The 23,810-nt window shown below is 34.7% G+C and carries 19 protein-coding genes and 2 tRNA genes; 12 read left to right on the plus strand and 9 right to left on the minus strand.

All coding sequences use genetic code 11. The features are described 5' to 3' along the window. Positions 1 to 3: 3 nt before the first annotated feature. A complete protein-coding gene (locus OPR37_RS03945; protein ID WP_179943890.1) occupies positions 4 to 2,802 on the minus strand; it encodes a PD-(D/E)XK nuclease family protein in 2,799 nt (932 codons plus the stop codon). Between the two features lie 108 nt (positions 2,803 to 2,910). Here OPR37_RS03945 and OPR37_RS03950 point away from each other — a divergent pair, with 108 nt between their 5' ends. From OPR37_RS03950 to OPR37_RS03975, 6 genes are all read left to right on the plus strand, one after another. Then, the gene (locus tag OPR37_RS03950) at positions 2,911 to 5,970 is read left to right on the plus strand and encodes a phosphoribosylformylglycinamidine synthase subunit PurL (protein WP_265016827.1); all 3,060 of its coding nucleotides are present in this window, start codon (positions 2,911 to 2,913) and stop codon (positions 5,968 to 5,970) included. Between the two features lie 281 nt (positions 5,971 to 6,251). Continuing rightward, entirely contained in the window at positions 6,252 to 6,560 is a 309-nt protein-coding gene (locus OPR37_RS03955) for a hypothetical protein (protein WP_230440371.1), read from the plus strand. Between the two features lie 262 nt (positions 6,561 to 6,822). Continuing rightward, positions 6,823 to 6,900, plus strand: a tRNA-Arg gene (locus OPR37_RS03960). Positions 6,901 to 6,982: 82 nt separating this feature from the next. After that, complete coding sequence (gene dnaJ / locus OPR37_RS03965; RefSeq protein ID WP_012481762.1) at positions 6,983 to 8,101, plus strand: molecular chaperone DnaJ; 1,119 nt, start codon at positions 6,983 to 6,985, stop codon at positions 8,099 to 8,101. A 169-nt stretch (positions 8,102 to 8,270) separates the two neighbouring features. Continuing rightward, positions 8,271 to 9,905, plus strand: coding sequence for a ribonuclease J (locus tag OPR37_RS03970; protein ID WP_012481763.1), 1,635 nt, complete (start codon positions 8,271 to 8,273; stop codon positions 9,903 to 9,905). Positions 9,906 to 10,351: 446 nt separating this feature from the next. Then, positions 10,352 to 11,608 (plus strand): Tol-Pal system protein TolB, encoded by a 1,257-nt coding sequence (locus OPR37_RS03975; protein WP_012481764.1) that lies wholly within the window; start codon positions 10,352 to 10,354, stop codon positions 11,606 to 11,608. Positions 11,609 to 11,646: 38 nt separating this feature from the next. Here the strand turns inward: OPR37_RS03975 and gatC are convergent, their stop codons facing one another. From gatC to tkt, 3 genes are all read right to left on the minus strand, one after another. Further along, a complete protein-coding gene (gatC, locus tag OPR37_RS03980; RefSeq protein ID WP_007302647.1) occupies positions 11,647 to 12,000 on the minus strand; it encodes an Asp-tRNA(Asn)/Glu-tRNA(Gln) amidotransferase subunit GatC in 354 nt (117 codons plus the stop codon). Then, positions 11,990 to 12,910 carry a ribose-phosphate diphosphokinase gene (locus tag OPR37_RS03985; RefSeq protein WP_019236386.1) on the minus strand — a complete coding sequence of 307 codons (921 nt, stop codon included), beginning with the start codon at positions 12,908 to 12,910 and terminating at the stop codon, positions 11,990 to 11,992. The genes gatC and OPR37_RS03985 overlap by 11 nt, the downstream gene beginning before the upstream one ends. Positions 12,911 to 13,094: 184 nt before the next feature. Beyond that, positions 13,095 to 15,023, minus strand: a complete 1,929-nt coding sequence (gene tkt, locus OPR37_RS03990) for a transketolase (protein WP_149168841.1) — start codon at positions 15,021 to 15,023, stop codon at positions 13,095 to 13,097. 113 nt (positions 15,024 to 15,136) lie between these two features. Here tkt and rpsD point away from each other — a divergent pair, with 113 nt between their 5' ends. The 6 genes from rpsD (at position 15,137) to lipA (ending at position 17,888) form a co-directional block, all read left to right on the plus strand. Beyond that, entirely contained in the window at positions 15,137 to 15,751 is a 615-nt protein-coding gene (rpsD, locus tag OPR37_RS03995) for a 30S ribosomal protein S4 (protein ID WP_006012690.1), read from the plus strand. A 10-nt stretch (positions 15,752 to 15,761) separates the two neighbouring features. Next, positions 15,762 to 15,848: transfer RNA gene (locus OPR37_RS04000), tRNA-Leu, on the plus strand. Positions 15,849 to 15,868: 20 nt separating this feature from the next. Beyond that, positions 15,869 to 16,063 (plus strand): Fe-S cluster assembly protein IscX, encoded by a 195-nt coding sequence (iscX, locus tag OPR37_RS04005; protein ID WP_026097274.1) that lies wholly within the window; start codon positions 15,869 to 15,871, stop codon positions 16,061 to 16,063. Between the two features lie 267 nt (positions 16,064 to 16,330). Further along, positions 16,331 to 16,654: a DUF721 domain-containing protein gene (locus tag OPR37_RS04010; RefSeq protein ID WP_006012687.1), complete on the plus strand. Its 324-nt coding sequence runs from the start codon at positions 16,331 to 16,333 to the stop codon at positions 16,652 to 16,654. Positions 16,655 to 16,708: 54 nt separating this feature from the next. Continuing rightward, positions 16,709 to 17,023: a 50S ribosomal protein L28 gene (rpmB, locus tag OPR37_RS04015; protein ID WP_007302640.1), complete on the plus strand. Its 315-nt coding sequence runs from the start codon at positions 16,709 to 16,711 to the stop codon at positions 17,021 to 17,023. Further along, on the plus strand, positions 17,016 to 17,888 hold the full coding sequence (lipA, locus tag OPR37_RS04020; RefSeq protein ID WP_007302639.1) for a lipoyl synthase: 873 nt from the start codon (positions 17,016 to 17,018) through the stop codon (positions 17,886 to 17,888). The genes rpmB and lipA overlap by 8 nt, the downstream gene beginning before the upstream one ends. 369 nt (positions 17,889 to 18,257) lie before the next feature. Here lipA and OPR37_RS04025 read toward each other — a convergent pair whose 3' ends face one another. From OPR37_RS04025 to OPR37_RS04045, 5 genes are all read right to left on the minus strand, one after another. Beyond that, positions 18,258 to 19,085: a hypothetical protein gene (locus OPR37_RS04025; RefSeq protein WP_052264918.1), complete on the minus strand. Its 828-nt coding sequence runs from the start codon at positions 19,083 to 19,085 to the stop codon at positions 18,258 to 18,260. A gap of 120 nt (positions 19,086 to 19,205) precedes the next feature. Then, positions 19,206 to 20,030: a hypothetical protein gene (locus OPR37_RS04030; RefSeq protein ID WP_007302637.1), complete on the minus strand. Its 825-nt coding sequence runs from the start codon at positions 20,028 to 20,030 to the stop codon at positions 19,206 to 19,208. Between the two features lie 105 nt (positions 20,031 to 20,135). Continuing rightward, the gene (locus OPR37_RS04035; protein WP_264684815.1) at positions 20,136 to 21,284 is read right to left on the minus strand and encodes a hypothetical protein; all 1,149 of its coding nucleotides are present in this window, start codon (positions 21,282 to 21,284) and stop codon (positions 20,136 to 20,138) included. A 309-nt stretch (positions 21,285 to 21,593) separates the two neighbouring features. Further along, positions 21,594 to 22,454 carry a hypothetical protein gene (locus tag OPR37_RS04040; protein ID WP_264684816.1) on the minus strand — a complete coding sequence of 287 codons (861 nt, stop codon included), beginning with the start codon at positions 22,452 to 22,454 and terminating at the stop codon, positions 21,594 to 21,596. A gap of 149 nt (positions 22,455 to 22,603) precedes the next feature. Beyond that, positions 22,604 to 23,749: a hypothetical protein gene (locus OPR37_RS04045; RefSeq protein ID WP_264684817.1), complete on the minus strand. Its 1,146-nt coding sequence runs from the start codon at positions 23,747 to 23,749 to the stop codon at positions 22,604 to 22,606. Positions 23,750 to 23,810: the final 61 nt, after the last annotated feature.

Here is a 23,810-nt window from a genome sequence, read left to right on the forward strand (position 1 = left end):
AATTTATAACCACTCCCCTATCCTTTCTAGTTGTTTGTAGATGTTAAATCTCAGGAATTTATCAAAATAAGGAGAGGCAATGAAGGGAGTAGTATCTCTTAAATAATTAGATAAGAAATCTGGTAGAATATTCTGAAATTCATGCATTTTTTGTCTATAATCTTTCAAAGCAATAACCTTTATTTTATCATAATCAAGTTTCCAATAAGCAAGCTCCGAGACTTCTTTTTTTGTTGTGTATTCCACTGCTAAAGCTTGTAAAATTAATTGCGGGAAAAATCCTGACATAACTTCCTCATTGGAAGGTGGTGAACCAAGTTTATAGTCTATAATTGCTACTTGCCCACCTGGTAGATACTCAACTCTATCACATCTTGCTGTCAATAAAATTTCTTCTGTCATTCGAGTATCTGACCAGCTCTTATTACACAATTGTCTGGTGTGTTCATTTGCAATCAAATTTTTTGGATCCAAGTAGTCAAGCACTGGGATGACACCCTTATTCTTAGTGGAAGTTGTACAGCATCCGCGCAGTTGTGTGTCACGCGCTGGAATATGAAATATCGGATAGGAAAAGCTCTTCTCCAACTCAACTTGATTGTTTCCAGTCCTATCAAGCTCAACAAAAGATTGAATTATCCTCTGCAACCTTACCCACCACATATTTGAAAAGTGGAATCGATTAGACGAGAATATTTCTCGTGCAATATTCATCAGCGACTTTTCGTTGCGTAAATATCTTGCAAGAATATTGTGTACCATAGTGCCAAACTCCAATATCGATGGCTTAAAATTTAAGTCTTTCAACTGTCTAAGGTTCAGTATGTATTCAACATAAAATGAATAAGGGTTACGAATCAGTTTTTCTACCGCACTGCAAGACATCACTTGCATTTTTGCTTGCCTCACTTCAGTTTTAGGTTTTGGCATAGGCTGAGTACATGGAACAATGCACTCAGGTGTATTTAATATTCTTAGCCAATTGCGATAAGGATATTTTGGTTCTTGTAACAGAACTTCCAAACGGCGCAATAGAATTGATTTTCTATCACTCACTAGCCTCGTAATATAAACCTTGCCGGCACCAAATAAATTGCGCAAAGTATACAAAAAGTACCCTTGCTCTTCTTGCACAGAAGGAAGGTTAAATTTTTCTCTATTCAGTGCACTCAAAAACGGATTCTGAAAATTTGGTATATCATTAAATCCAGCAAGTACTACAACCTTATTGTGATATAAGCTGAATTTATCTAAGTTATTTTCTGGAGAAAAAAACTTCCTTTTTAAAAATAATATCAGGATTTGGCTATATAACTCTAAGGAGCATTTTATTGCTACATCTTCACATGCATTTAAGAAATCACGAGTAAAATTACCTATTTCACCATTTAGCTCTAAAAAATTGATATTAGAAAGGACATTAACACACTGCAAATGAGCTGATGCCACATCAAAAATGGGATAATTTACAAGATACAGTAAAGGATTAAATATAATCTTTAACTTACTGATAATAATTAATATATCTTCTTTATGTCTTAGCTTTTTACAAGTATTAATAGCGTTAATAATATCCTTAAGACCATTTGTATTAAAGCTACGCAATACTTCTATCTCAAACTCAGATAAAATACGAGTGTACTCTTCTTGAGCGTAACCAAAAGTCACTAGCCTATGTTTAAGAAGAGAAAGCAATGCCACACCGTTCCATTTTGAGTTCAAAATCTCAATACTATAAAGCAGAAGCGTCACATAAGAATAGTTTTCCGATATGGTACACGCCATACGATCTGCAAGTAATTTATCAAAGACAAACAAAGAAGCGTTTTCATAACCTTCATTCTTTATAATTAGTGACGTCACTTGTGCTTCTTCCTCCCTTGAATCACAAGTGATGACTTCAATATTTTCAATTGATCCGCCACCAACTTCACTTAGATCAGCAGTTGTATCGAAGATATAATCAAGATATTCCTCAGGACTTCCTGTTATCCCAGCCCTTTCTTCTGTCATCCCAGTGCTTGACACTGGGATGACACCAGAACACGCTTCTGACAGAAAACTAACATCCCTTCTATCCACTTTTAAATAATCGAGTAAATCTTTCAGGCAATGTTGATAGTGTTTTTTATCAAGTGATTTCCAATCTTTTTCGTTCATTTTCAAATTCAGGTTAGGTAGAATTATCTTTCCAAATGGCAGGTCATATATAGCCTTAATCAATAACTTGTAGATTTCACCCTTTCCAATTCCAATAAAGATCATATGCTGATCTTTCTGCAGGAAGTTTATCATATTGTTTATGTAGTCATTCTTATGCTTTAGTATATCTATTACTCCCAAACCTTTTAAAGTTTTACTCCAAGTTTTGATAAGTAAATTTATGAAATTCCCTACTTTTTTTGAGTGCTCATCAAGTTGATAATCACCCTCTATTTGGGTATATTGAAGCAATGACGGCAAACTGTAAACCAGATCGATTGGAAAATTATCATTGTTTTTTTTATTCCACTCCAATATAAATTGAATGAGTAGCAGTGTTCTTTTTGTTGGGTTGATAACTTTAACTCTATCAAGATTTAATATTAAATCTTCTTCATCAATGTTTTCTAGTGAAACTATCTCTGGCAAAATTATAGTTCTGTAATTCTTGAATGCACTCAGCAATGCTATAACATCCCTCTTGCAGGGAAGTATGATCTTTATCTCGGGAATTTTTTCTCTTTCATATTCAGAAAATATGTGCTGAACCAGCACATCAAAAAGGGACTCATTCACATTAACAGTAAAAACTCTTCCCACTAACAGTAACAATTAATACAACACTTTTATTGTATAGAAATTATTTAAAATATAAATGTGCTCGCAGTTTCTTATGCTATGATATATTAAAGTCTTTCACAATATTACATGGCAAACATCAGAATAGAAGTTTTTAATAAATGTGAACAAGTTAGCCGCAGAAGGGTAGTTAATGTTTACTTGATTTACATAAGCAAAGAATTACCATCAAAATTACATGAAGAAATTTGTGGGCTATTTTATAATAAAGCCATACAAGACTGCCGTTATTATTCCTACAATGAAAACCTTGAAGAAGTTCAATATAACTTCATAGAATCACAAGCAAAGTGGGGCTTGGAGATAAGCTTTTTACCTGGCATGACCGATAACGTAGGAAACACGGCAAAACAAATTGTTAGAGAATATCTAATGAGCAAACGCCACATTGATGAAAGTGTTTCTATCAAGGCAAGAAGTTCAAAATTGATTCTAAGTCAAGGAGGTTTTCCAACCGAAGATGACATAAAACAGGAATTCAATCCTATTACTGAATATTGCACACTTTTCCATAAAGAAAACGGCAATTGCCATTGGAAGTATTACAGTAAACAAAATACCCCAGTTGGTGTCATTACAGCGCGTGACCAGGAAAAAAAAGAATGGATTCCAGTGTCAAGCACTGGGATGACACCAGGTAATAATGGAGCAAAATCTGTCAAACTCAATGTAAGTGACCAAGAGCTTGAAAAAATCAGCAGAGATGGAATCGATGGTAATGGCACTTTAGGGCTCTCGCTGGCAGCAATGAAAGCTATAAAGGATTACTTTAAAAAACTCGGTAGAAATCCATATGATATTGAACTTGAGTCTCTGGCACAGACTTGGTCTGAACATTGTAAACACAATATTTTTTGCTCCCCTATTGATGAAATAAAAGATGGTCTATATGCTCATTATATTAAGCGTGCAACGCGTGAGATAAATTCTAACATATGCGTGTCAGTTTTCTCCGACAACGCAGGAGGAATAATTTTTGATGACGATTACTTGATTGTAGATAAAGTTGAAACTCACAATAGTCCTTCAGCTCTCGATCCGTTCGGTGGAGCAATGACTGGAGTGCTTGGAGTTAATCGAGATATAGTCGGTTTTGGCAAAGGTGCAGAACCTATCATGAATACTTATTACTTTTGCTTTGCCAAAGAATCAAAAGGCAAACTTTATAGAGATAAAGAGCGTACTGATAAAATCTTACCACCAAAATATATAATGAAAGAAGTGATTCACGGTGTTAATGTTGCTGGTAATTGCTCCGGTATTCCAACGCAACTTGGATCGGTATACTTTGACGATAGATTCTGTGGAAAGCCATTAGTTTTTGTTGGAAGCATCGGAATTATTCCACGGAATATAAATAATGCACCTTCACACATAAAAGAACCCAAAAACGGTGATAAAATCGTAATTATTGGTGGAAGAGTTGGAAGGGACGGAATTCACGGTGCAACTTTTTCTTCAGAGGCATTGTCGGGAAACAGCCCTTCAACAATTGTGCAAATTGGTGATCCTATAACACAAAAAAAATTATCCAACGCCGTCGTAAAAGCAAGAGATCTTGGTCTTTATAATGCAATAACGGATAATGGAGCAGGCGGTCTATCATCGTCCATTGGTGAAATGGGAAAAGACGGATTTGAAGTTGATTTGAGCAAGGTTCTCCTTAAAAACGATGGTATGGCTCCGTGGGAAATATGGATATCAGAATCACAAGAGAGAATGACCTTAGCAGTGCCAGAAGAAAATCTTCCTGCGTTTAAGCAAATCATGAAAACACATGATGTGGAGGTCTGTGTAATTGGAGAATTCAACAAAAGTGGCAAAGCCGTTGTTAAATGTCCCCCAGGAGAAGTAATAATGGACATCGAAACTGAATTTCTGCATGACGGTAATCCCAAAGTGCATTTACAGACGAAACCGTGGTCTAAGGAGTCTGCTGTATCCTTTGCTGTCATCCCAGTGCTTGACACTGGGATCCAGCAGGTAAAGCCTGCAAACATTTTACGCCAAAACCCATACGATGGTAGAACTGAGCGTGAAATGGATTCCAGTCTCAGCTACTTGCATGACACCTTTGAACTAAAAGAAATGCTAAGCAGACCAAACATACGCAGCAAAGAGTTTATAGTGGTGCAATATGACCATGAGGTTCAAGGATCGTCAATACTGAAACCACTGCAAGGCAAGGGAAGAGTGTGCAGCGAAGCTGTTGTCTCGAGGCCAGTCCTTTCTTCAAACAAAGGTGTTGTAAAATCGCAGGGATTTGGCTCAAGTTATGGAGAAATTGACACTTATCACATGGCAGCATGTGCGATTGACACTGCCATACGCAACTACGTAGCTGCAGGAGGAAATATAAATCATCTAGCGTTGCTCGATAATTTTTGCTGGTGTGATGCTTATAATCCAGAAAGATTGTGGCAACTAAAGAGAGCTGCAGAGGCTTGTTACGACTTTGCAACTGCATTTAAAACACCATTCATATCCGGAAAAGACAGTATGTTCAATGACTTCAAGGGATATGATGAAAATGGCGAGAAAGTGATGATATCTGCACCACCTTCACTACTCATTTCAGCAATTGGAATTATAGACAATATTGAAAATGCGGTATCGCTTGATGTGAAAATGCCAGGGGACTTGATATATGTGCTTGGTACAACCTACGATGAGCTTGGTAGATCTGAATATCAGTTATATAGTGGAATAGATAATAACAACGTGCCAAAAGTTAATGCAAAGAGCGCTAGGAAGTTGTATGAACGTTACAACCAGGCAATAAAAGATGGCATAATTGTCTCTGCAATTGCACCAAACTTAGGCGGCTTAATTATTGCTTTGGCAAAATCGCTAATTGCAGGAGACCTTGGTGCTGAAATTGATCTTTCACTAGTACCAATAGGAAAAACACAAAATACAGACATAATAAACAAGATAATAATGTTTTCTGAATCGCAAAGTAGAATATTAGTAACCATTGCCCCGCAAAATCAGCGGAAGTTTGAAGAATTGTTTAAAGGTATAGTTTTTTCATGTATTGGAAAAGTGACAGAGGAGAAAGCTCTCAATATAAAGGATATTATAAGAATAGATTTGAAAGACTTAGGTACTAGTTTAAATAACTTTTGATTACGCTAGACAAATTTTTCATTATGTGTAATGTCTGATTAAAATAAATGCATATTATTAAATTTGGGTAGGTGATTATGTCCATTTTATCAATACTCTTGCTTATCAGTCTTTCTTTACTTAACACTTCAAATAAATTAATGATATGTGCTGCCTTATTTGTGGGAGCTACTTTAGTTGTAAACTCAATGGTTGAGTTTTATGGTAGAAGCAAAGCTACTTACAGCTTAATAGTGTGTACAGTGATATGCTGTCTTTTTAAATTGCAAAATTTTGGTTTTATGATACTGGTTCTATATACTCCAATTTTAATCTCTCTTCTCTCAAGCATAGTTGTTTTTGAAGAATTAAAGTCGAAATTGAATTTTCATATGGCAAATTTCATCACTTTAATTATAGCATCGGTCATTGATAGTACGATTATTTGTGTTGGACTACTATACAAAATTTCTGCAGGTAAATGCTTATCAATATATATTAAAGATTTAATTTTCAAGTTTTCCTATGCATCGATATTGAGTATCTGCTTGTTTGTAGGAATGTATTTATTCTCCTTGGCAAGCAAGAAGTATTTTAAGGTTTCTGCATAACCCGTCTTCTGATATAGCCAAAATAGTTTAGATTTAACTATAACCGTCATTCCGCTATTTGTTAGCAGCTTGGCAGTATAATGTGAAAAGCTCTTATTCGGATAGCGGTTCTAAAATCAAAGTAATTGGAAACTGTTAACTTAAGTTATCCTTTAAGAGAGCTAGTACAATTTCTTACAGGTTTCATACATGATAAGAGTTTTATTTTTAGCTAAACCAATTGAAATAAGCTATAAAATCTGTTAAAGTCAGCTTTGTGCAAGCACCCTTAGCTCAGTTGGATTAGAGCATTTGACTACGGATCAAAAGGTCGGGCGTTCAAGTCGCTCAGGGTGCACCATATTTTATAGGAAATAGAGGTCATACTTGAAATTCATATATGTAATACCTATCTTTAAAGGTAAAATACTGAGCTATTATATATGAACAAAAAAGACTACTATGACCTGCTAGAAGTGAGCAGAAATGCTAGTACTGACGAGATAAAAAAAGCATATAAAAAACTAGCATTAAAATATCATCCTGACAGAAATCCTGGTAATAAGGAAGCAGAGGAAAAATTTAAAGAAGTAACAGCTGCATATGAAGTTCTATCTGACTCTGAAAAAAGAGCAGGTTATGATCGTTATGGTCACGATGGTGCTTCCGGTGGATTTGATTTCAGCCAAGCTGGAGGGGATTTTAGTGATATATTTAACGATTTTTTTGGTGGAGGATTCGGCGGCAGTACAAGTAGGTCAAGAACAAAAAGAAGTACAACAGGAGTATCTGGAGCAGATCTGCGCTACGACCTTAAAATTACCTTGGAAGATGCATTTAAAGGAATACAAGCACCTATACATTATGTGACAAATATAAAATGTAATACATGCCAAGGCACAGGTAGCGAAGGAGCAATCAAACCAGTTCAGTGCAACACATGCCAGGGAAGCGGTAGAATTAGAACTCAACAGGGCTTTTTTACCATTGAAAGAACGTGTACTACATGCTATGGGGAAGGAGAAATAATACAAAATAAATGTAAGAAATGCGGTGGAAGTGGGCGTAAAAGAGATGAAGTAAATATCTCCGTTTCAATTCCAAAAGGCATAGAAGAAGGAGCTAAGGTAAGGGTCAGTGGTAAAGGAGAAGCTGGAGCAAGAGGTGGAAAAAGCGGAGATTTATACGTATGTGTGAAAATAGCTACTCATCAGATCTTCACTCGCAATAGAGCAGATTTACACTGTAAAGTGCCTATAAGAATGACACTAGCAGTACTTGGTGGTGAAATCGATATTCAATCAATTGATGGAGCTAAAATAAAAGTAAAGGTCCCTGAAGGCACTCAAACTGGTACCAAACTACGTTGTAGGGAAAAGGGTATGCCATATATGAACTCACATGCTCGTGGTGATTTATACGTACAGGTAATAGTTGAGACTTTAAATCCAAAGAATTTAACCCAAAAGCAGATTGAGCTATTAAAAGCGCTTGAGGAAGAGGAACATGAAAGTGTAGAGCAGAAATCTGAAGGATTCTTTGGAAAAGTAAAAAAAAAATGAGAAATTTGCTAAATGATATAAAGAGGTAGCTGTCTACACTTAATTCTTTTTACCAATTTGAAAGCCTTCTCTTTTAGTGAAAAGATTTTTTTAAGTTATGCAAAAGTGATAAATTCCTTTATTTAAGGTCGAAGTTTTGGTATCCTCGCATTTTAATAATTTAAAATTAATGAACATAAACAAAAATGAGTTTTTATTTCTTCCTCTTGGAGGAGTAGGAAGAATTGGGATGAACGTTAGCCTATATCATTATCAAGGCAAGTGGATTATGATCGACCTTGGTATCGGTTTTGCAGATGAAACTATGCCAGGTGTTGAGCTACTCATTGCTGATGTAGATTTTATTGCTCAAAGAAAAAAAGATTTGCTTGGAATAATAATTACACATGCACATGAAGATCACTGTGGTGCAGTGCCTCATCTGTGGGAAGATTTGCAATGTCCCATATATACAACAAAGTTTACAGTTAATTTTCTCAAGGAGAAACTAAAGGAGTTTCGATTGGAAGGTGTGGTACCTGTGAAAGAGGTAGACATAAATGGCAGCATAAATTTGGGTCCTTTTACCGTTGAGTTTATAAATGTAACTCACTCAATTCCTGAGGCAAATTCAATATTAATTAGCACTGAAGCAGGTAGTGCACTTCATACTGGGGACTGGAAATTTGATCCAAAACCTGTTGTTGGATTAATTTCTAATATAGAGCGTTTAAAAGAAATTGGCGATAAAGGTGATCTACTTGCAGCAATTTGTGATTCAACAAACATACTGAGCAAACACGACCCTGAATCAGAAAGTGAAATTTATGATAATATTTACAATATAATAAAGCGGTCTAAAAAATTGGTTGCTGTCTCGCTATTTGCCTCGAATGTGGCGCGAATTGAAACAATAAGCCAAGCTGCAAAAGCACTAAATAGAAAAGTGGTTTTACTTGGCAGATCTTTATGGAGAATAGTGAAAGTTGCTCAGGATAGTGGTTATTTAACTGATTCTCCTGAGTTTCTAGAAGCAAAGGAGGCAGTAAATTTTCCAAGGGAAAAGCTGGTGCTACTTTGCACAGGTTGTCAAGGTGAGCCACTGGCAGCTACCGCAAGACTTGCCTCTAAGAGTCATCAAGCATTTAAAATGCAGCAAGGTGATACCATGATCTTTTCATCAAAAATCATTCCTGGCAATGAAACTCGTGCACATAACACGCTCAATGCCTTTATTGAGATGGGAGTGGAAGTTATTACTGAAAAAACAGAGAATGTTCATGCTTCCGGGCATCCAGTAAAAGCAGAGCTAAGGGAAATGTATTCTTTGATAAAACCTAAGATGTCTATTCCGGTTCATGGTGAGTATATTCATACGGATGCACATGTAAAGTTTGCTAAAGAGTGCGGTGTGAAAAAAGCAATAATGATTGCACCAGGTGATATTGTTAATTTGGAAAATGGGGAAAAAGTTAGCTCCATTGATGTCGACTACTTTGGTATTGATGGTATGTTACTCCGTCATCCAGAATGCAGCGTTATAAAAATGCGTGAGAGAATGAGAGATGCCGGAGCTATCGTAGTGACAGCAGTTGTAAACAAGAAAAATAAACTGCTTGCTAAGCCAAAAGTATTTGCACCTGGTGTTTTCGAAGCGCAAAAAGATGCAGCCATTATGCAAAAGATCATAAAGAAGGTTGAGTCAGCATTTGACTCACAGCCGATAAAAAAAATAAGAAATAAGATTGAAAGTTCAATATTTAGTATCTTAAAGGAATATTTACTAAAAAGACCTATAATTGAAGTCCAAATAGAACAGGTATAGAAATATACCTCTTTTTATTAACCATTATTTGAGTAAGAAGTTAACAATGTATTCTTTGATGTTATTTCAGCATGCAATACTGGAATCCGTAAAAAAAAATCAGTGTCAGATCACACAACTATACAAACATTGTGATTTGAATCTACCAGAAGGGTGCCATCTCAACGCCCAGGCAAACATTGTAGTTTTAGAGCAATCTCCACCAGTAGAGTGTCATCCCAGTGCTCTGACACTGGAATCCAGTTTTTCATGCAACCTTGTCAAAGACGTTTATTTTAGAATAAAACAGCTACTTTTATGCTTGCCACCTCAGTGCACTTACTTGCAGTCAAATTTCTGGATTCCAGTGTCAAGTACTGCAGAAATTGATTTACTCTACTGTCATGCAGTTTAACTTCAAAAGTAAGCTATTTGCTGAGATGAAAGGAGGTAATGCAAGAAATCTAATGAAGCTATTCGTTCAACTGGTGTTATTTATTTCGTTATTTATTCCTTATTCCACAAAAGCTGTTTTATATGTTGATATAAAAAAAAGCAATATTGGTAATATTGATCTTGTTGTATCTAAATGTGCATGCAAGACAGAAGTGGAAAATGAGCTAAGTGAAAGCATCACAAAAGTAATTGAAACAAATCTATCTAATTGTGGCTTATTTAATGTGAAACGTGACGCGAAAGTTGAGTCTTGGAAAAGCGATACTGTAGTCACAATAAGTTTAAGTGAAGTATCAAACAGAAATTTAGAGCTATCTTTTCGTTTATCTGACAGCTTTACAAACAGAGAATTGCTTACTCAGTCGGTTGTTTTTCTAGCAAAAGACTGGAGGAAAATTAGTCATCTTGTTTCAGATCTGATACATGATAGATTGATTGGTGAGAAAGGGCATTTCAATACAAAAATTACATATATCGCTGAAGAAAAAGATAGCAATTACAAATCCGTCCGTAAAATTGCTGTGATGAATCAAGATGGAAGTAATATAAAGTACTTAACAAATGGTGAGAAATTTGTGTCAACACCAAGATTTTCACCAAATGGAAAGGGTATTGTTTATATATCATACACAAATGGTAAAAGTTATATAATATTAAAAAATTTAAAAGATAACACTGAATCAATAATCAGCGCATTTGAAGGAGTTATTTCTGCACCAAGATTTTCTCCTGATGGTAAATCTCTTTTTATTTCCCACTCATTGAGTGGTGAAACAAATATATTATCTCTAGACTTAAGCAGTAAACGAACAAAAAAAATTACTAAAGGTTCAGCTATAAGTACTTCTCCCTCTTTGTCTCCAGATCAAAAGTACATGGTTTTTAGTTCTGATATAAGTGGAAGTCAGCAACTATATATCATAGATTTCACTAAAAAAAGCAAAAAACCCAAGAGAATTAGTTTTGGAAATGGAAGATATGCTACACCTGTTTGGTCGCCAAAAGGAGATCTGATAGCTTTTACAAAAATTCAGTCAGGAAAATTTTACATAGGAGTTATGAAGCCAGATGGCAAAGAAGAGCGCTTGCTTTCAGAGGGACATAAAATTGAATCTCCGGCATGGCTACCAAATGGCAGAGAAATTATCTTTACTAACGCAGAATCACCAAGCAACTCTAAATTATATTTAGTAGATTTAGTAAAGAAAAATCAAAAAATGGTTTTTACTCCAACGAATGCTTCTTTACCAGATTGGTCTTATTTTTGAAAGTAGATCTATAAAATCGGTATAAATCTTGCTTTATCTTAATCGTTTATAACCTTCGGTACTACGAAATACCCATGCTCTGATTTTGTATTGGATAATATTTCTTCTTTAATGTTTTGAGAATTTATAATATCATCGCGTACATGAATATCCTTATCTATAGTTCCATAACGCATAGGAGAAACACCTTCAGTATTAACTTTCAACAAAGTATCATGTATCCAATCCAGCATTGTCAGTTCTTTTGAGTAGTATTGAATCTCATCATCGGATAACTTAATCCTCACAAGCTGTGCAGTTTTAAGCATTTCTTCCTTAGTAATTGTTATTTTTCTCTTATTTGCAAATTCTATTAACGAAGTGATAACATCTTCTGTTGATCTAGCTGGCACTTTTACCTCCTTGCATAAAGCAAATTAAAATATTTGCAATTGAAACAACCTCTATCTTATCATTTTTTTCAAATTTGTGAAATACGGTGTCCGTAATTACTAATTTATCCAGAGAAGAGGAAGAGATTTTCTCAACTGCATTTCCTGAAAGTATTCCATGTGTAATGCACGAAACTACAGACTTTGCTCCTCGATTTTTTAAAGCAAGAGCTGCATTACATAATGTTCCGCCAGAGTCAACTATATCATCAACAATGACGCAATTTTTGTTTGCAACTTCTCCGATTACATTCATTACCTCAGATGTACCTGCTTTTTCTCTATATTTATCTACTACAACAATATCATTATCCAACTTGTGTTTTTCCTCTAAAATCTTTGCAAAAGCACGAGCTCTGCCAATTGCTCCAACATCAGGCGCAACTATTGCCAAGTTTTCCTTGTATATAGAGTTAACAAATACTTCAAAACAGCTTAGATTAGTAACTGGTATATCAAAAAAACCTTCAATTTGACTTGAATGCAAATCAATAGCAGCAACACTGTTTGCACCAGCTATTTGAATAAGATTTGCAGTTAATTTAGCACTTAAAGCAGATTGCATATTATTGTTTTTAATAACCCTATCCTGCCTACTGTATCCGTAATAAGGAATAATAGCTGTTATTCTCTTGGCTCCAGATCTCTTTGCTGCATCAATTGTAAGCAGAAGCTCCATAAGGTTATCATTTACAGGGGAAGAAAGAGATTGTACTATATATACTTCTTGATTACGTAGATCATTTGCTACTTCTACATTTACCTCACCATCGGCAAATCTTGACACCTGATTGGGGAATAGCTGAGCATTTAGCCCACTTGCTATTGAATCTCCTAATCGTTTACTAGCGCTACCTATTATTACCTTCATATATACCAATTAAGTTTTGAAAATTATACAGAAACCATGGAACGATTAAAACTTTATTCTTGCCGCCAAGTGGATCATAGAAACGAAAAAGTTACTCGAAACATTTCACCAGCTTTCTTATCATAATAACGGTATTGGCTGAGTTCATTAAGTAATTTTATGCGCAGCGTAATGACAAAAAGTGTTATTCACAAACACATTTTACTACATAATCAGCGCTAATATTAAAATGCTTATAAAGAGCTTCATAAGGTGCTGATTCTCCAAAATTTTTCATGCCAATAAATATACCGTTTGAACCTATATATTTATGCCAACCCACTTCACTTCCAGCTTCAATTGCAACTTTGATGCTGTCATTATTTAATACTACCCCTTTATATTCATCACTTTGCTCGTCAAAAAGCCTCCAACACGGCATAGAAATGACCCTTGTACCTACACCTTTTTCCTGTAATTTTTCTCTTGCCTCAACTGCAATTTCAACTTCAGATCCGGTAGCAAATATCGTCACTTCTAGCTTTCCTGAATATTCGCATAGTATATATGCACCAAATTTTGATAGGTTGGCCAATTGGTCAGTATAAGAGTGCATGTAATTAATATTTTGCCTTGAAAGTGCAAATAACGATGGAGATTCTTTTTTTTCCAATGCAATGCTAATGCACTCCAAAGTTTCAATTGCATCTGCTGGCCTAAAAACATACAGATTTGGTATAGCTCTCAGAGAAGCTAAATGCTCTATTGGCTGGTGAGTTGGACCATCCTCCCCTACTCCAATTGAGTCATGAGTCATTACATATATAACCTGCTGTTTCATCAAAGCTGAAAGACGTATAGCAGGGCGGCAGTAATCGGAAAATACTAAAAAAGTTCCACCATAAGGAATAATTCCACCATGAAGAGCCATACCATTCATACAAGCTGCCATAGCGTGCTCTCTCACTCCATAGTGGACATAAGAGCCACCATAATCATTACTATCTATTGCCTGCATGTGCTTATATTTAGTACAATTTGAACCGGTAAGATCAGCAGAGCCACCAATTAGTTCTGGCATAGACTTAGTCAATATTTCCATTACTTTGCCGAAAGAAGATCGAGTAGCTTCGTTTGGCATGAGCTCACATATTTGTTTCTTCAGGTTAGCCAAATCACTCTCGATGTTATTCGGCAAACGTTTCTCAAGTCTTCTTTGTAGTTCTTCATTGATCAAGGATGTATAGTTTTGTTTTGCCCTCTTAACTGTTTCCATCCAAGCGTTTTTCACATCTTCTGGTACATAAAATGGTTCATAGTTCCAATTCAATTTTTCTCTCATCTGTTTTACATCTTCCTCTGTAAAGGCACCACTATGAGCAGAAGATGTGCCAGCACGGCTCGAAAATTTTCCGATAATAGTTTTGCAACAGATTAGTGTAGGTTTATCAGACTTTTGTGCCTGCTCTATTGCAAGGGATATAGCATCAAAGTCATGCCCATCGATTTTGTCAACATTCCATCCATACGCTGAAAAACGCTTTTCTACATCATCAGAACAAGAGAGGCTAGTAGAGCCGTCTATAGAGATGTCATTGTCGTCAAAAAGTGCTATCAGCTTATTTAATTTAAGATGCCCAGCAAGGGACGCTGCTTCATGGCTTATACCTTCCATAAGACAGCCATCTCCTAGCATTACATAAGTGTAGTGACTGATTTCAAACTGCTTTTCAAGAATCGATTCAGCAAGTGCCATGCCAACAGCAGTGGCAAATCCTTGACCAAGCGGGCCTGTTGTTGCTTCTATACCAGAAGTTAAGCCAAATTCTGGGTGACCTGGAGTTTTTGATGTAAGTTGCCTGAAGTTTTTTAGTTCATCTATACTAATGTAGCCTGTCAGATATAATATAGAGTATTGCAACATTGAACCGTGACCATTTGATAAGACGAAACGATCTCTACTGATCCATTGAGAATCATCAGGGTTATGGTTTAGGTATTTAGCAAATAATACAGTGGCAACATCTGCCATGCCAAGTGGCATACCTGGATGTCCAGAATTTGCTTTTTGTACTGCATCAATTGATAAAAAGCGGACAGCATTTGCCATGGATTTTAGTAGTAGATGATTCATGTATTAATAGGAAAACTTAAAAGTGAAGTATACTATATCATAGTGGCAAAAACAAGTTGACACTTAATGTTAAAATCATTAATAATTTATAGTTAGATTGTGAGAATTTTTGTATGACAACTGTTATCAATAGAAAGTATAGAATCAGTCGCAGGCTTGGTGTAAACTTATGGGGTAGAGCAAAAGATTCGGTCAATAAAAGAAAATACCCTCCAGGTCAGCATGGTATTCTTGGATTTAAGAAGTTATCTGATTTTGGTAAGCAGTTTGCTGCACATAAAAAATTTAAGTTCTACTATGCAATTTCAAGTAAGCAGCTTAGACGTACATTTTTAGATGCCTACAAAAGAAAGGGTTATACGGCTGATAATTTTATTGGTGCCTTAGAATCAAGGTTAAGCTCTGTTTTATATCACTCTGGTTTTGTGCCAACAATTTACTCGGCAAAACAGCTTATATCTCATAAACATGTTACAGTTAATGATAAGGTGGTTAACATATCAAGTTATAGAGTGAAGCCTGGTGATATAGTAAAAATAAGGGAAAGAGCAGCAAAAATTCCTATATTAATAGAGGCTGAACAAAAACAAGAACGTAAGGCTCCAGATTATTTAGAGGCAGATAGCAAAGCACTTTCAGTGAAGTATTTGAGAGCGCCTCAATATTCCGAAGTCCCCTATTCAGCAGACATGGAAGTCAATTTAGTAGTAGAATTTTACTCTAGATAAACAACATAAGGCCCGTGTGGCGGAATCGGTAGACGCAGCGGACTTAAAATCCGTGGGTTTTGCGACCTTGGGAGTTCAAGTCTCCCCATGGGCACCAGTTTAATTTATCAAAAAAGTATGAAATGGCTTGATATAGAAGATATTGCAGAAGCTCTAGAAGAGAAGTTTCCCAATAAGGATATAATTAGTATTAGATTCACTGAACTTAAGAAAAAGATCTTGGGTTTGAAGGAGTTTGATGATGATGAAAAGTATTGTAATGAAAAAATATTAGAGGCCATTCAAGCAGCTTGGATTGCAGAAAGATCTTAAAAAACAGATAGCTATAAGAAAATTACTGCATACAGTAAAAAGATAATTTTCTTGGAAATACTATACTTTACCCGAATTTTAATTAGCTTCATAATAATTTAACAAATTAAAATTAAAAATGATTACAAGGTAGGAAACACAAAATTCTGGCAAATGCTAGATATACAAATACTGCTTTTTATGTGTGAGGCCGAGGATCATGAAAACAATAAGTTAGTTTTTTGTATAAGAAAGTTGTAATATAATTTAATTTTAAGCACTGGAAAGATGTTTAAATATAGCGGGCCAAAGAAATTAAAATCTATAATAGAAAACTATGCATTAAAATGCATGAAAAATAAGATCAGCAAAAATGAAATACGTCTTATTTTAAACTGGAAAAGTATAGTTGGAGAGGAATTAGCAGAATGTACAAAACCACAAAAGATCTCATACGCACAAAACGTAAATTCTGGTGTTCTGCATCTGTTAGTAACAAATGGCAGTAAAGCATTAGAAATGCAGCATATGGTTTCTCTTGTAATAGAAAAAATTACAGTGTTTTTTGGCTATAAAGCAGTATACGGTATAAAAATCAAGCAAGGGAGTTGACTATTTAACTATATAAGGTTAACCTAGTTACATAGGATAAATTGGTATATTGAAGTGAGTAGAATTTGTGAATTAACAAATAGAAAAAAGTCTTTTGGTAATAAGGTATCGCACTCAAATCGTAAAACAAAGCGTACCTTTCTCTTAAATTTACATAAAGTTACATTAACGAGTAATATATTAGAAAAAAAGTTTAGCTTTCGTATAGCGACAAGAACTTTAAGAACTATAGATTACAAAGGTGATCTTGATGCTTTCTTGCTCAACACAAAAACAATTAAACTAAGTAAAGAAGCGCAAAAGATAAAAAGAAGATTAAAGAAAGTTTTAGCAAAACAAGAGGTAGAGCTAGCTGTTTCAGATGCATAGTAAGCCTACATGGCTCAGAGCAAAAGCTCCAGCTGGTAAAGTATTCAATGAAACCTTAAACACTGTTAAGCTACATAACTTACATACAGTATGCGAAGAAGCTGCGTGTCCAAATATTGGTGAATGTTGGAATAAACGTCATGCTACTGTGATGATTCTCGGTTCTGTTTGTACTCGTGCTTGTGCGTTTTGCAACGTTGCAACTGGCATTCCTGATAAGCTCGATCCTCATGAACCAGAAAATTTAGCAAAAGCAATAAAAAAGTTAAATTTAAAGCACGTTGTCATTACCTCTGTTGACCGTGACGATTTATCAGATGGTGGTGCAAATCAGTTTATAAGGTGTATAGAAGAAATTAGAAAGATAACTTCGGAAACAACAATAGAGATTCTCACTCCTGATTTTTTAAATAAGAAAGGAGCATTTGAAGCAATAGCTATTGCATCACCTGATGTTTATAACCACAACATCGAAACAGTACCAAGGCTGTATGCAAAAATAAGACCAAGAGCTCGTTATTTTCATTCACTATATTTGCTAAAGATGGTGAAACAGATTAATCCTAAACTTTTCACGAAGTCAGGGCTTATGGTTGGTCTTGGAGAAACAAAAGAAGAAATCTTTCAGGTTATGGATGATTTACGTAGCGCCGAAGTTGATTTCATTACAATTGGTCAATATCTGCAACCAACTCCAAAGCATGCAAAAATTGATAGATATGTTACTCCAGAAGAGTTTGAGCATTATAAATATATTGCTTATTCTAAAGGCTTCTTGGTAGTTGCATCAAGCCCATTAACGCGGTCATCGTACCACGCTGAAGAAGATTTTAACAGACTTGCTGCTGCTAAAACTTCAACCTAATTTAACCTATCTGTTCAAAGAAATGTGCACTCCCTTTCTTTTCATTCAAGTAGCCTCTTATCCTTCCAGTAGCCCATCGGTGTTATTTCAGTAACACCTGTTATTCGAGTAGCCTAACACTGAAACCAAGAGGACTGACCAGGCAATCAGAACTGGTCACGCGCTGGAATGACACCGTCATAAATTGCTAGGCCTTCATAATGTCATCCCAGTTTCCTCTTTACTCTTGTCATCCCAGTACTTGATACTGGGATCCAGAAGACTGATTAGTCAATCAGAACTGGTCACGCGCTGGAATGACATCATTTTTTTTTGCATGAAAAGACTGGATTTTCATGATACCCACTTATTAGTTTCGTCTAATTTATTTTACCACTCTGCTGAACGGATACATTCTAACTGAGAGCAAAGCACACTTACATCATTTAACACCTTCAGTGGCTCCCCTAGACTATGTTCCACTTTTGTCTCAAATTTAAATCCCAAATTTCCAAAAAATTCTTGAAAATACTCAATAGTAATGTCACACAAACTTCTACCACTTGTTTTATAATTTTTCAGCTCTTTCGGAATAATAAGAGACACTTTACCATCTTCATATGTTACATTTCTACCCTTACAGTTCAGTTTAAATTCTACTGAACTGTAAAAACCTGGTGTTTTGATATCACTAGCAAGATCACTGCTAAGTACCCTTATACATTCCATGCTAAAACTGAGTTTTAGACAATTGGAACTATGGCAATCCATACTATAAGTTATTATTATATCAGAATCTAACACAAGCAAGCCAAGTGGAAAAAGAGCCTTTAATAAACGCAGAAACAAAAAATGATTATATCCTTCTTGATGATAACTAGTTATCAATTCTTCTATAATAGAGTCATTTGGAACTGTTGCACCAACACGTATAAACATTTCCATAAAGACTACTTTAAGAAACAAACAATAGTTTCTTTTCCCTTTTTCATTCCCTAAAATGAGATCTTTATGTTTTGAATATAGCTCCTCGATAAGCTCATTGGTTATTTTTTGTTTGTTGATAGTAAGGTTGTGTGATCTATCAAGGTCAATATATGTGTTGTAACCAGAGTTTATGCTACTCCAACCACCTGATTTCATTGGTATAGATTTTAAATCAGAATACTTGAGCTTTTTTACTTCAGATTTCAATGCGTTAACTATTTTTTTTGACATATCACAATCTTATATTATATACGTATTACGTACTTTTCATCATAAGTAAAGGTTTTCTGTAAAACTTGATTTACTTTTTATTATACTCACCTTATTAAAAAAAGCGGAGATTTCAATATCTTATTTTAAATTCTTCAAGTTTAGATTCTTGTCTTTGGTTGTATTTATATCACTTAATACTCCAAGTGGCTTATCCAGATTATACTCAAAATTTTCCTCAAAAAAGTGAAATCCAAATTTTTCGCAAAATTTCTGAAAATACTCAATAATAACGTCAAACAAATTCTTATCATTTGCTTTGTAATTTTTCAGCTCCTTAGGAATAGTGAGAGAAACCTTACCTTCTTCATATATCACATTTTCACCTTCACATTTTAGTTTAAACTCCACTGAGTTTTGTAAATCACATACTAAAATTTTATTACCGTTATATATACCATCATTTACGCTAAAACTGAACTTCAGATAATTTGGATCTTCACAACTTATACAGGTCCTTTCTCTGTAAGAAGGAATTAAATAGTGGAATGAATACATGCACAATCCAAAAGAACGAAGTGCTTGACTTTGAGAAGAAAAGAATTGCTTGTACCCAGACCTGTTATAATAAGTTATCAATTCTTCCATAATAGAGTCATTTGGAACTGCTGCACCGGCGTGTACAAATACTTCCGTGAAGATTTGCTTAAGAAACAGACGATAACTCCCTTTTTTGTCCTTATCTTCTGTAATGAGATTTTCATGTTTTAAATATAAATTTTTAATGAAATCATTAGTTATTGCCTTCCCATTAATAACAAGGTCACAAACAAATTCATATTCACTATTGAAGTCCATATCCAAATCCTTATATGTTCTATAATCAGAACTTTCTGTAGACTTCAAATCAGCATATCTCCTCTCCCTCGCCTTATCTTTCAACTCATTAATCATTTTTTTTGACATATATACTATTAATAGCTCTTATACTATAATATATATATAACTATTAACCTTTTAATAATATAGACTATCAACTGTAACCTGAGTTACTTTCCGGTTTACACTTGATTACTCTAACGATAGATTTTCCAATTCCATCTGATCTACTTGTACTTTTTCTAACTCACTTTTTACCTGTTTATGGTATAAGTTTGCTCCTCTAGCCCAAGATAGGTCACCATTTATTGTACAAACGTAATTGCCATTGTCCTCTTCGAAGCAAAACAGCTTCAGTTTACTTTCGTCTTGACCAATTAATTCACTACGAATTACTTCTACAGTATAAAATTGACCCAAATTCATACTTACTTCAGGATGTTGCATATACCTTAACACCCGTGGCTCATATAATTTTCTTATCTCACCATTTTTGAGATCACCTATTGTACACTCTATCTTCTTTAATCCGTATTTAATAACTCTCACTAATCTCTTCGTCTCATAATCCCACAGCTGTTCTTCTTCCAATCTTTTACATGCGGTAAAAAATTGTGATTCTTCTCTTTGCATAAACCGAGATAAACGTTCTGCCAACTCATAGCACATTTTTTCTTGACTCAGTATTTCTCTTTTATATTGAGCTAAAATATTAATCGCTATACTTGGACAACTTACTGCAATCAAGTCATTATTTAAATCCGTTTTAATAATTTTGCCGCTCTCTTGATTAACATGTACAGTAACTTGCCCTAACAAAATTCCCTTAGAAATCGTTATGTCTTTTCCTATATGAGTGTCAATGGCTTTTAAAGAATCAAAGTCTATATATATTGCACCTTTCTCTCCTGTCATTTTTTCTGAAAGAGCAAGAGCAATCAATCTAAAGGTATCTATTTCAACAGCAAAATACATCCTTTGCTCCTCTGACATATTATACATATTCTTAAAGAAATCCTTTATGCTAATGTCTTCACCATCTACCTTCCATCCTGTATCTATTTCGCTCCAGTCGTATTGGTGTAAATCTACAACATGCACTCCTTCCATTCCTTTCAGTTCACGCTTTAACTCATCTATTTGATTTTCTTCAAATCCAGGACCATTTATAACCAGATATATGTCCCTCTCCTCTTCATTTGTTAATTTATGATTTTTGATTATATCTAAGTAACTAAGATCACTATTCTTACCATTCAGTAGAGACGCACCATATACTCTTGGCACCCAAGTTAGTATTATTGGTGCTTTATTTGATAATTTTTTTATATTACCGATCATTGTTTTACCTCACAACATTCACGGCATAATAAAACATTAGTAAAAAAATTCAACCAATTGCTTTCACATTCTTTTAAAAGAAGACAATTTTATTGGCATCCGTTCAGCAGAGTGATAGAATCAGTTAGACGAGAAAAGAAAACTATAGGGTCAATTTGTGACACTAAAATCCAGAAAATTTAATTTCAAACCAGCACTTTCTTCCTTGTCATTCCAGCACGTGACCAGTTCTTATTGCCTGCTCTGGACCCCAGTGTTAGCTACTTGAATAACAATAAAGGGAGTCCTCATTCCCCTAAACAAATACTTTTATTGTGCTTTGCGCTTCAAGCCATTGACGGCATATACATCTGGCTCATCTATCACCTTCAGTGGCTTGCCAAGGTTGTGCTCTATGTTTATATTATGCTCAGAATCATACTCTATCCTTGTATCAAACTTAAAGCCCAATTTCTCGCAGAGCTTTTTAAAGTATTCAACAAGCTTATTAATAATATCAGTAAGCTTATCAAGCAGACTGTCATCGCCAGCTTTGTAGTCTTTTAACTCTTTAGGGATTGTAAGCAACACTTTACCATCTTCATATGTCACATTTCCATCCTTACATTTTAGTTTAAACTCTGCTGAACAGGATAAATTGCATTTTATAATCAGACCATTATCAAAGACACATTTAGTTCTTTGACTAAAACTGAACTTTAAACAATCAGGTTTATCACAATCCATACCAATTGTTTGTTCTCTTTCATTACCTAGTATCAACAAATCAAACGGATTAAGAGCACTCTGCTGCTGATAACACAAACAACTAGAATATCCTGCCTGATTATAGTTAGTTATCAACTCTTCAATAATAGAGTTATTGGGAGTTGCTGCACCAACATGTTCGAACATTTCTATAAAAACTCGTTTGAGAAATGGACGATAGTTGTTCTGTCCATTTTCACCTTCTAAAATCATACCCCTATTATCTGAGAATAGTGTATTGATAAAATCATTAGTTATTACTTGCCCATTAATAGTAAGGTTTTGTTCTCTTTTAAGATCAATACATGTTAAATAACCAGAACTTATGTTATCCTCGTTTTCTGGTTCTATTGGAGCTTTTAAATCTTTATATTTTAGCTCTTTTACTTTAGATTTCAACGTATTAATTACTTTTCTTGACATGTTACCCTCTATTACATTTATATTAATATTAGCAAATATTACGTTAATTGTCAATTATTTAGAATCTTTGTTTCCGTCATAAGTTAAAGTTTACAGCCTCTGCTTTAAAGAACTTTCTGTTTTAAATATAGAAAGTTCTTTAATAACTGTTATGCAAGCGATAGATCTTCCATTGCTACCCTGTCTACTTCTGCTCCTTCCAGCTTATTATCTACTCGTTCACGGTATAGATCTTTTCCTTTCATCCAGGATACATCACTATTTACTAGACCCATAGAATAGTTACCATTGTTCTCTCCAAAAGCAAATGACTTCCATTTGCTTTCTTCTTGACCAATTAATTTATCATGCACTATCCTCACAACATTTCGTTGACCTAAATTTTCTCCAAATTGGGTAAGGAAGGGAAAAAAAGCTTGTTCATATAACGTCGCTATTCTACCATTGCTTAAATCTTCTACACACCTTTCTGCATACTCTTTCTGATTCTTCACTTCTTTGATAATCCTTTTTATTTCATCTTTCTCTTCTTCCTTTTTCATCTCTTCCTCTTTTTCAAGCATACTGATGCAATCACCTAGTTTAATTATAGCTGAAGGTAAATACTCTACTAATTTACCGCACATTTCTTTTTGACTTAGTATTTCACTTTTATACTTAGATAAGATATCAACTGCTATGCTTAAATCATTTATCGCAATTAAGTCATTATTTAACTGTGTATAAACGATTTTTCCACTATCGTTAATACCTACAACAATCGGTCCCAACAATATTCCCTCAGGGATTGTTATATCCTTCCCTATATGAGTGTCAATGGCTTTTAAAGAATCAAAGTCTATATATATTCCACCTTCATGTTCCGTAAACTGCTTTAAGAGTGCCAGAGCAACTAATCTAAAAGTATCTATTTCAACAGCAAAGTATGTTCTTTGTTCACCTGTCATGTTATACATATCTCTAAAGAAATCTTTGATACTAGTATCTTTACCATCTATCTTCCATCCTTGATCTATTTCGCTCCAGTCATACTGATGCAAGTCTATAACATGTACTCCTTCAATTCCTTTCAGTTCACGCTTTAAATTATCTATTTGGCTTTGCTTAAACCCTGGGCCGTTGATAATCAGATATATATCCCTCTCCTCTTCATTCTTTAGTTTATGATTCTTGATTATATCTAAATAATTCAATCTACTATTTTTACCATCTGGTAAAGATGCACCATGCACTCTTGGCACCCATGTTAGTATTATTGGTGCTTTATTTGATAATTCATTTACACTATTAGTCATAATTTTACCTCACTATATTGCTATATTTATAATATAGTGGATTTTTTAATAAAATGCAAGT

It is taken from the genome of Wolbachia endosymbiont (group B) of Lycaena phlaeas (assembly GCF_947251875.1).
Taxonomy (GTDB): domain Bacteria; phylum Pseudomonadota; class Alphaproteobacteria; order Rickettsiales; family Anaplasmataceae; genus Wolbachia.

Bases quoted from the DNA above. Each gene is read 5' to 3' on its own strand.
- OPR37_RS03950 (WP_265016827.1), top strand. From the start codon at position 2,911: ATGGCAAACATCAGAATAGAAGTTTTTAATAAATGTGAACAAGTTAGC.
- OPR37_RS03955 (WP_230440371.1), top strand. From the start codon at position 6,252: ATGATACTGGTTCTATATACTCCAATTTTAATCTCTCTTCTCTCAAGC.
- dnaJ (WP_012481762.1), top strand. From the start codon at position 6,983: ATGAACAAAAAAGACTACTATGACCTGCTAGAAGTGAGCAGAAATGCT.
- OPR37_RS03970 (WP_012481763.1), top strand. From the start codon at position 8,271: ATGAACATAAACAAAAATGAGTTTTTATTTCTTCCTCTTGGAGGAGTA.
- OPR37_RS03975 (WP_012481764.1), top strand. From the start codon at position 10,352: ATGAAGCTATTCGTTCAACTGGTGTTATTTATTTCGTTATTTATTCCT.
- OPR37_RS03985 (WP_019236386.1), bottom strand. From the start codon at position 12,910: ATGAAGGTAATAATAGGTAGCGCTAGTAAACGATTAGGAGATTCAATA.
- tkt (WP_149168841.1), bottom strand. From the start codon at position 15,023: ATGAATCATCTACTACTAAAATCCATGGCAAATGCTGTCCGCTTTTTA.
- rpsD (WP_006012690.1), top strand. From the start codon at position 15,137: ATGACAACTGTTATCAATAGAAAGTATAGAATCAGTCGCAGGCTTGGT.
- iscX (WP_026097274.1), top strand. From the start codon at position 15,869: ATGAAATGGCTTGATATAGAAGATATTGCAGAAGCTCTAGAAGAGAAG.
- OPR37_RS04010 (WP_006012687.1), top strand. From the start codon at position 16,331: ATGTTTAAATATAGCGGGCCAAAGAAATTAAAATCTATAATAGAAAAC.
- lipA (WP_007302639.1), top strand. From the start codon at position 17,016: ATGCATAGTAAGCCTACATGGCTCAGAGCAAAAGCTCCAGCTGGTAAA.
- OPR37_RS04025 (WP_052264918.1), bottom strand. From the start codon at position 19,085: ATGTCAAAAAAAATAGTTAACGCATTGAAATCTGAAGTAAAAAAGCTC.
- OPR37_RS04030 (WP_007302637.1), bottom strand. From the start codon at position 20,030: ATGTCAAAAAAAATGATTAATGAGTTGAAAGATAAGGCGAGGGAGAGG.
- OPR37_RS04035 (WP_264684815.1), bottom strand. From the start codon at position 21,284: ATGATCGGTAATATAAAAAAATTATCAAATAAAGCACCAATAATACTA.
- OPR37_RS04040 (WP_264684816.1), bottom strand. From the start codon at position 22,454: ATGTCAAGAAAAGTAATTAATACGTTGAAATCTAAAGTAAAAGAGCTA.
- OPR37_RS04045 (WP_264684817.1), bottom strand. From the start codon at position 23,749: ATGACTAATAGTGTAAATGAATTATCAAATAAAGCACCAATAATACTA.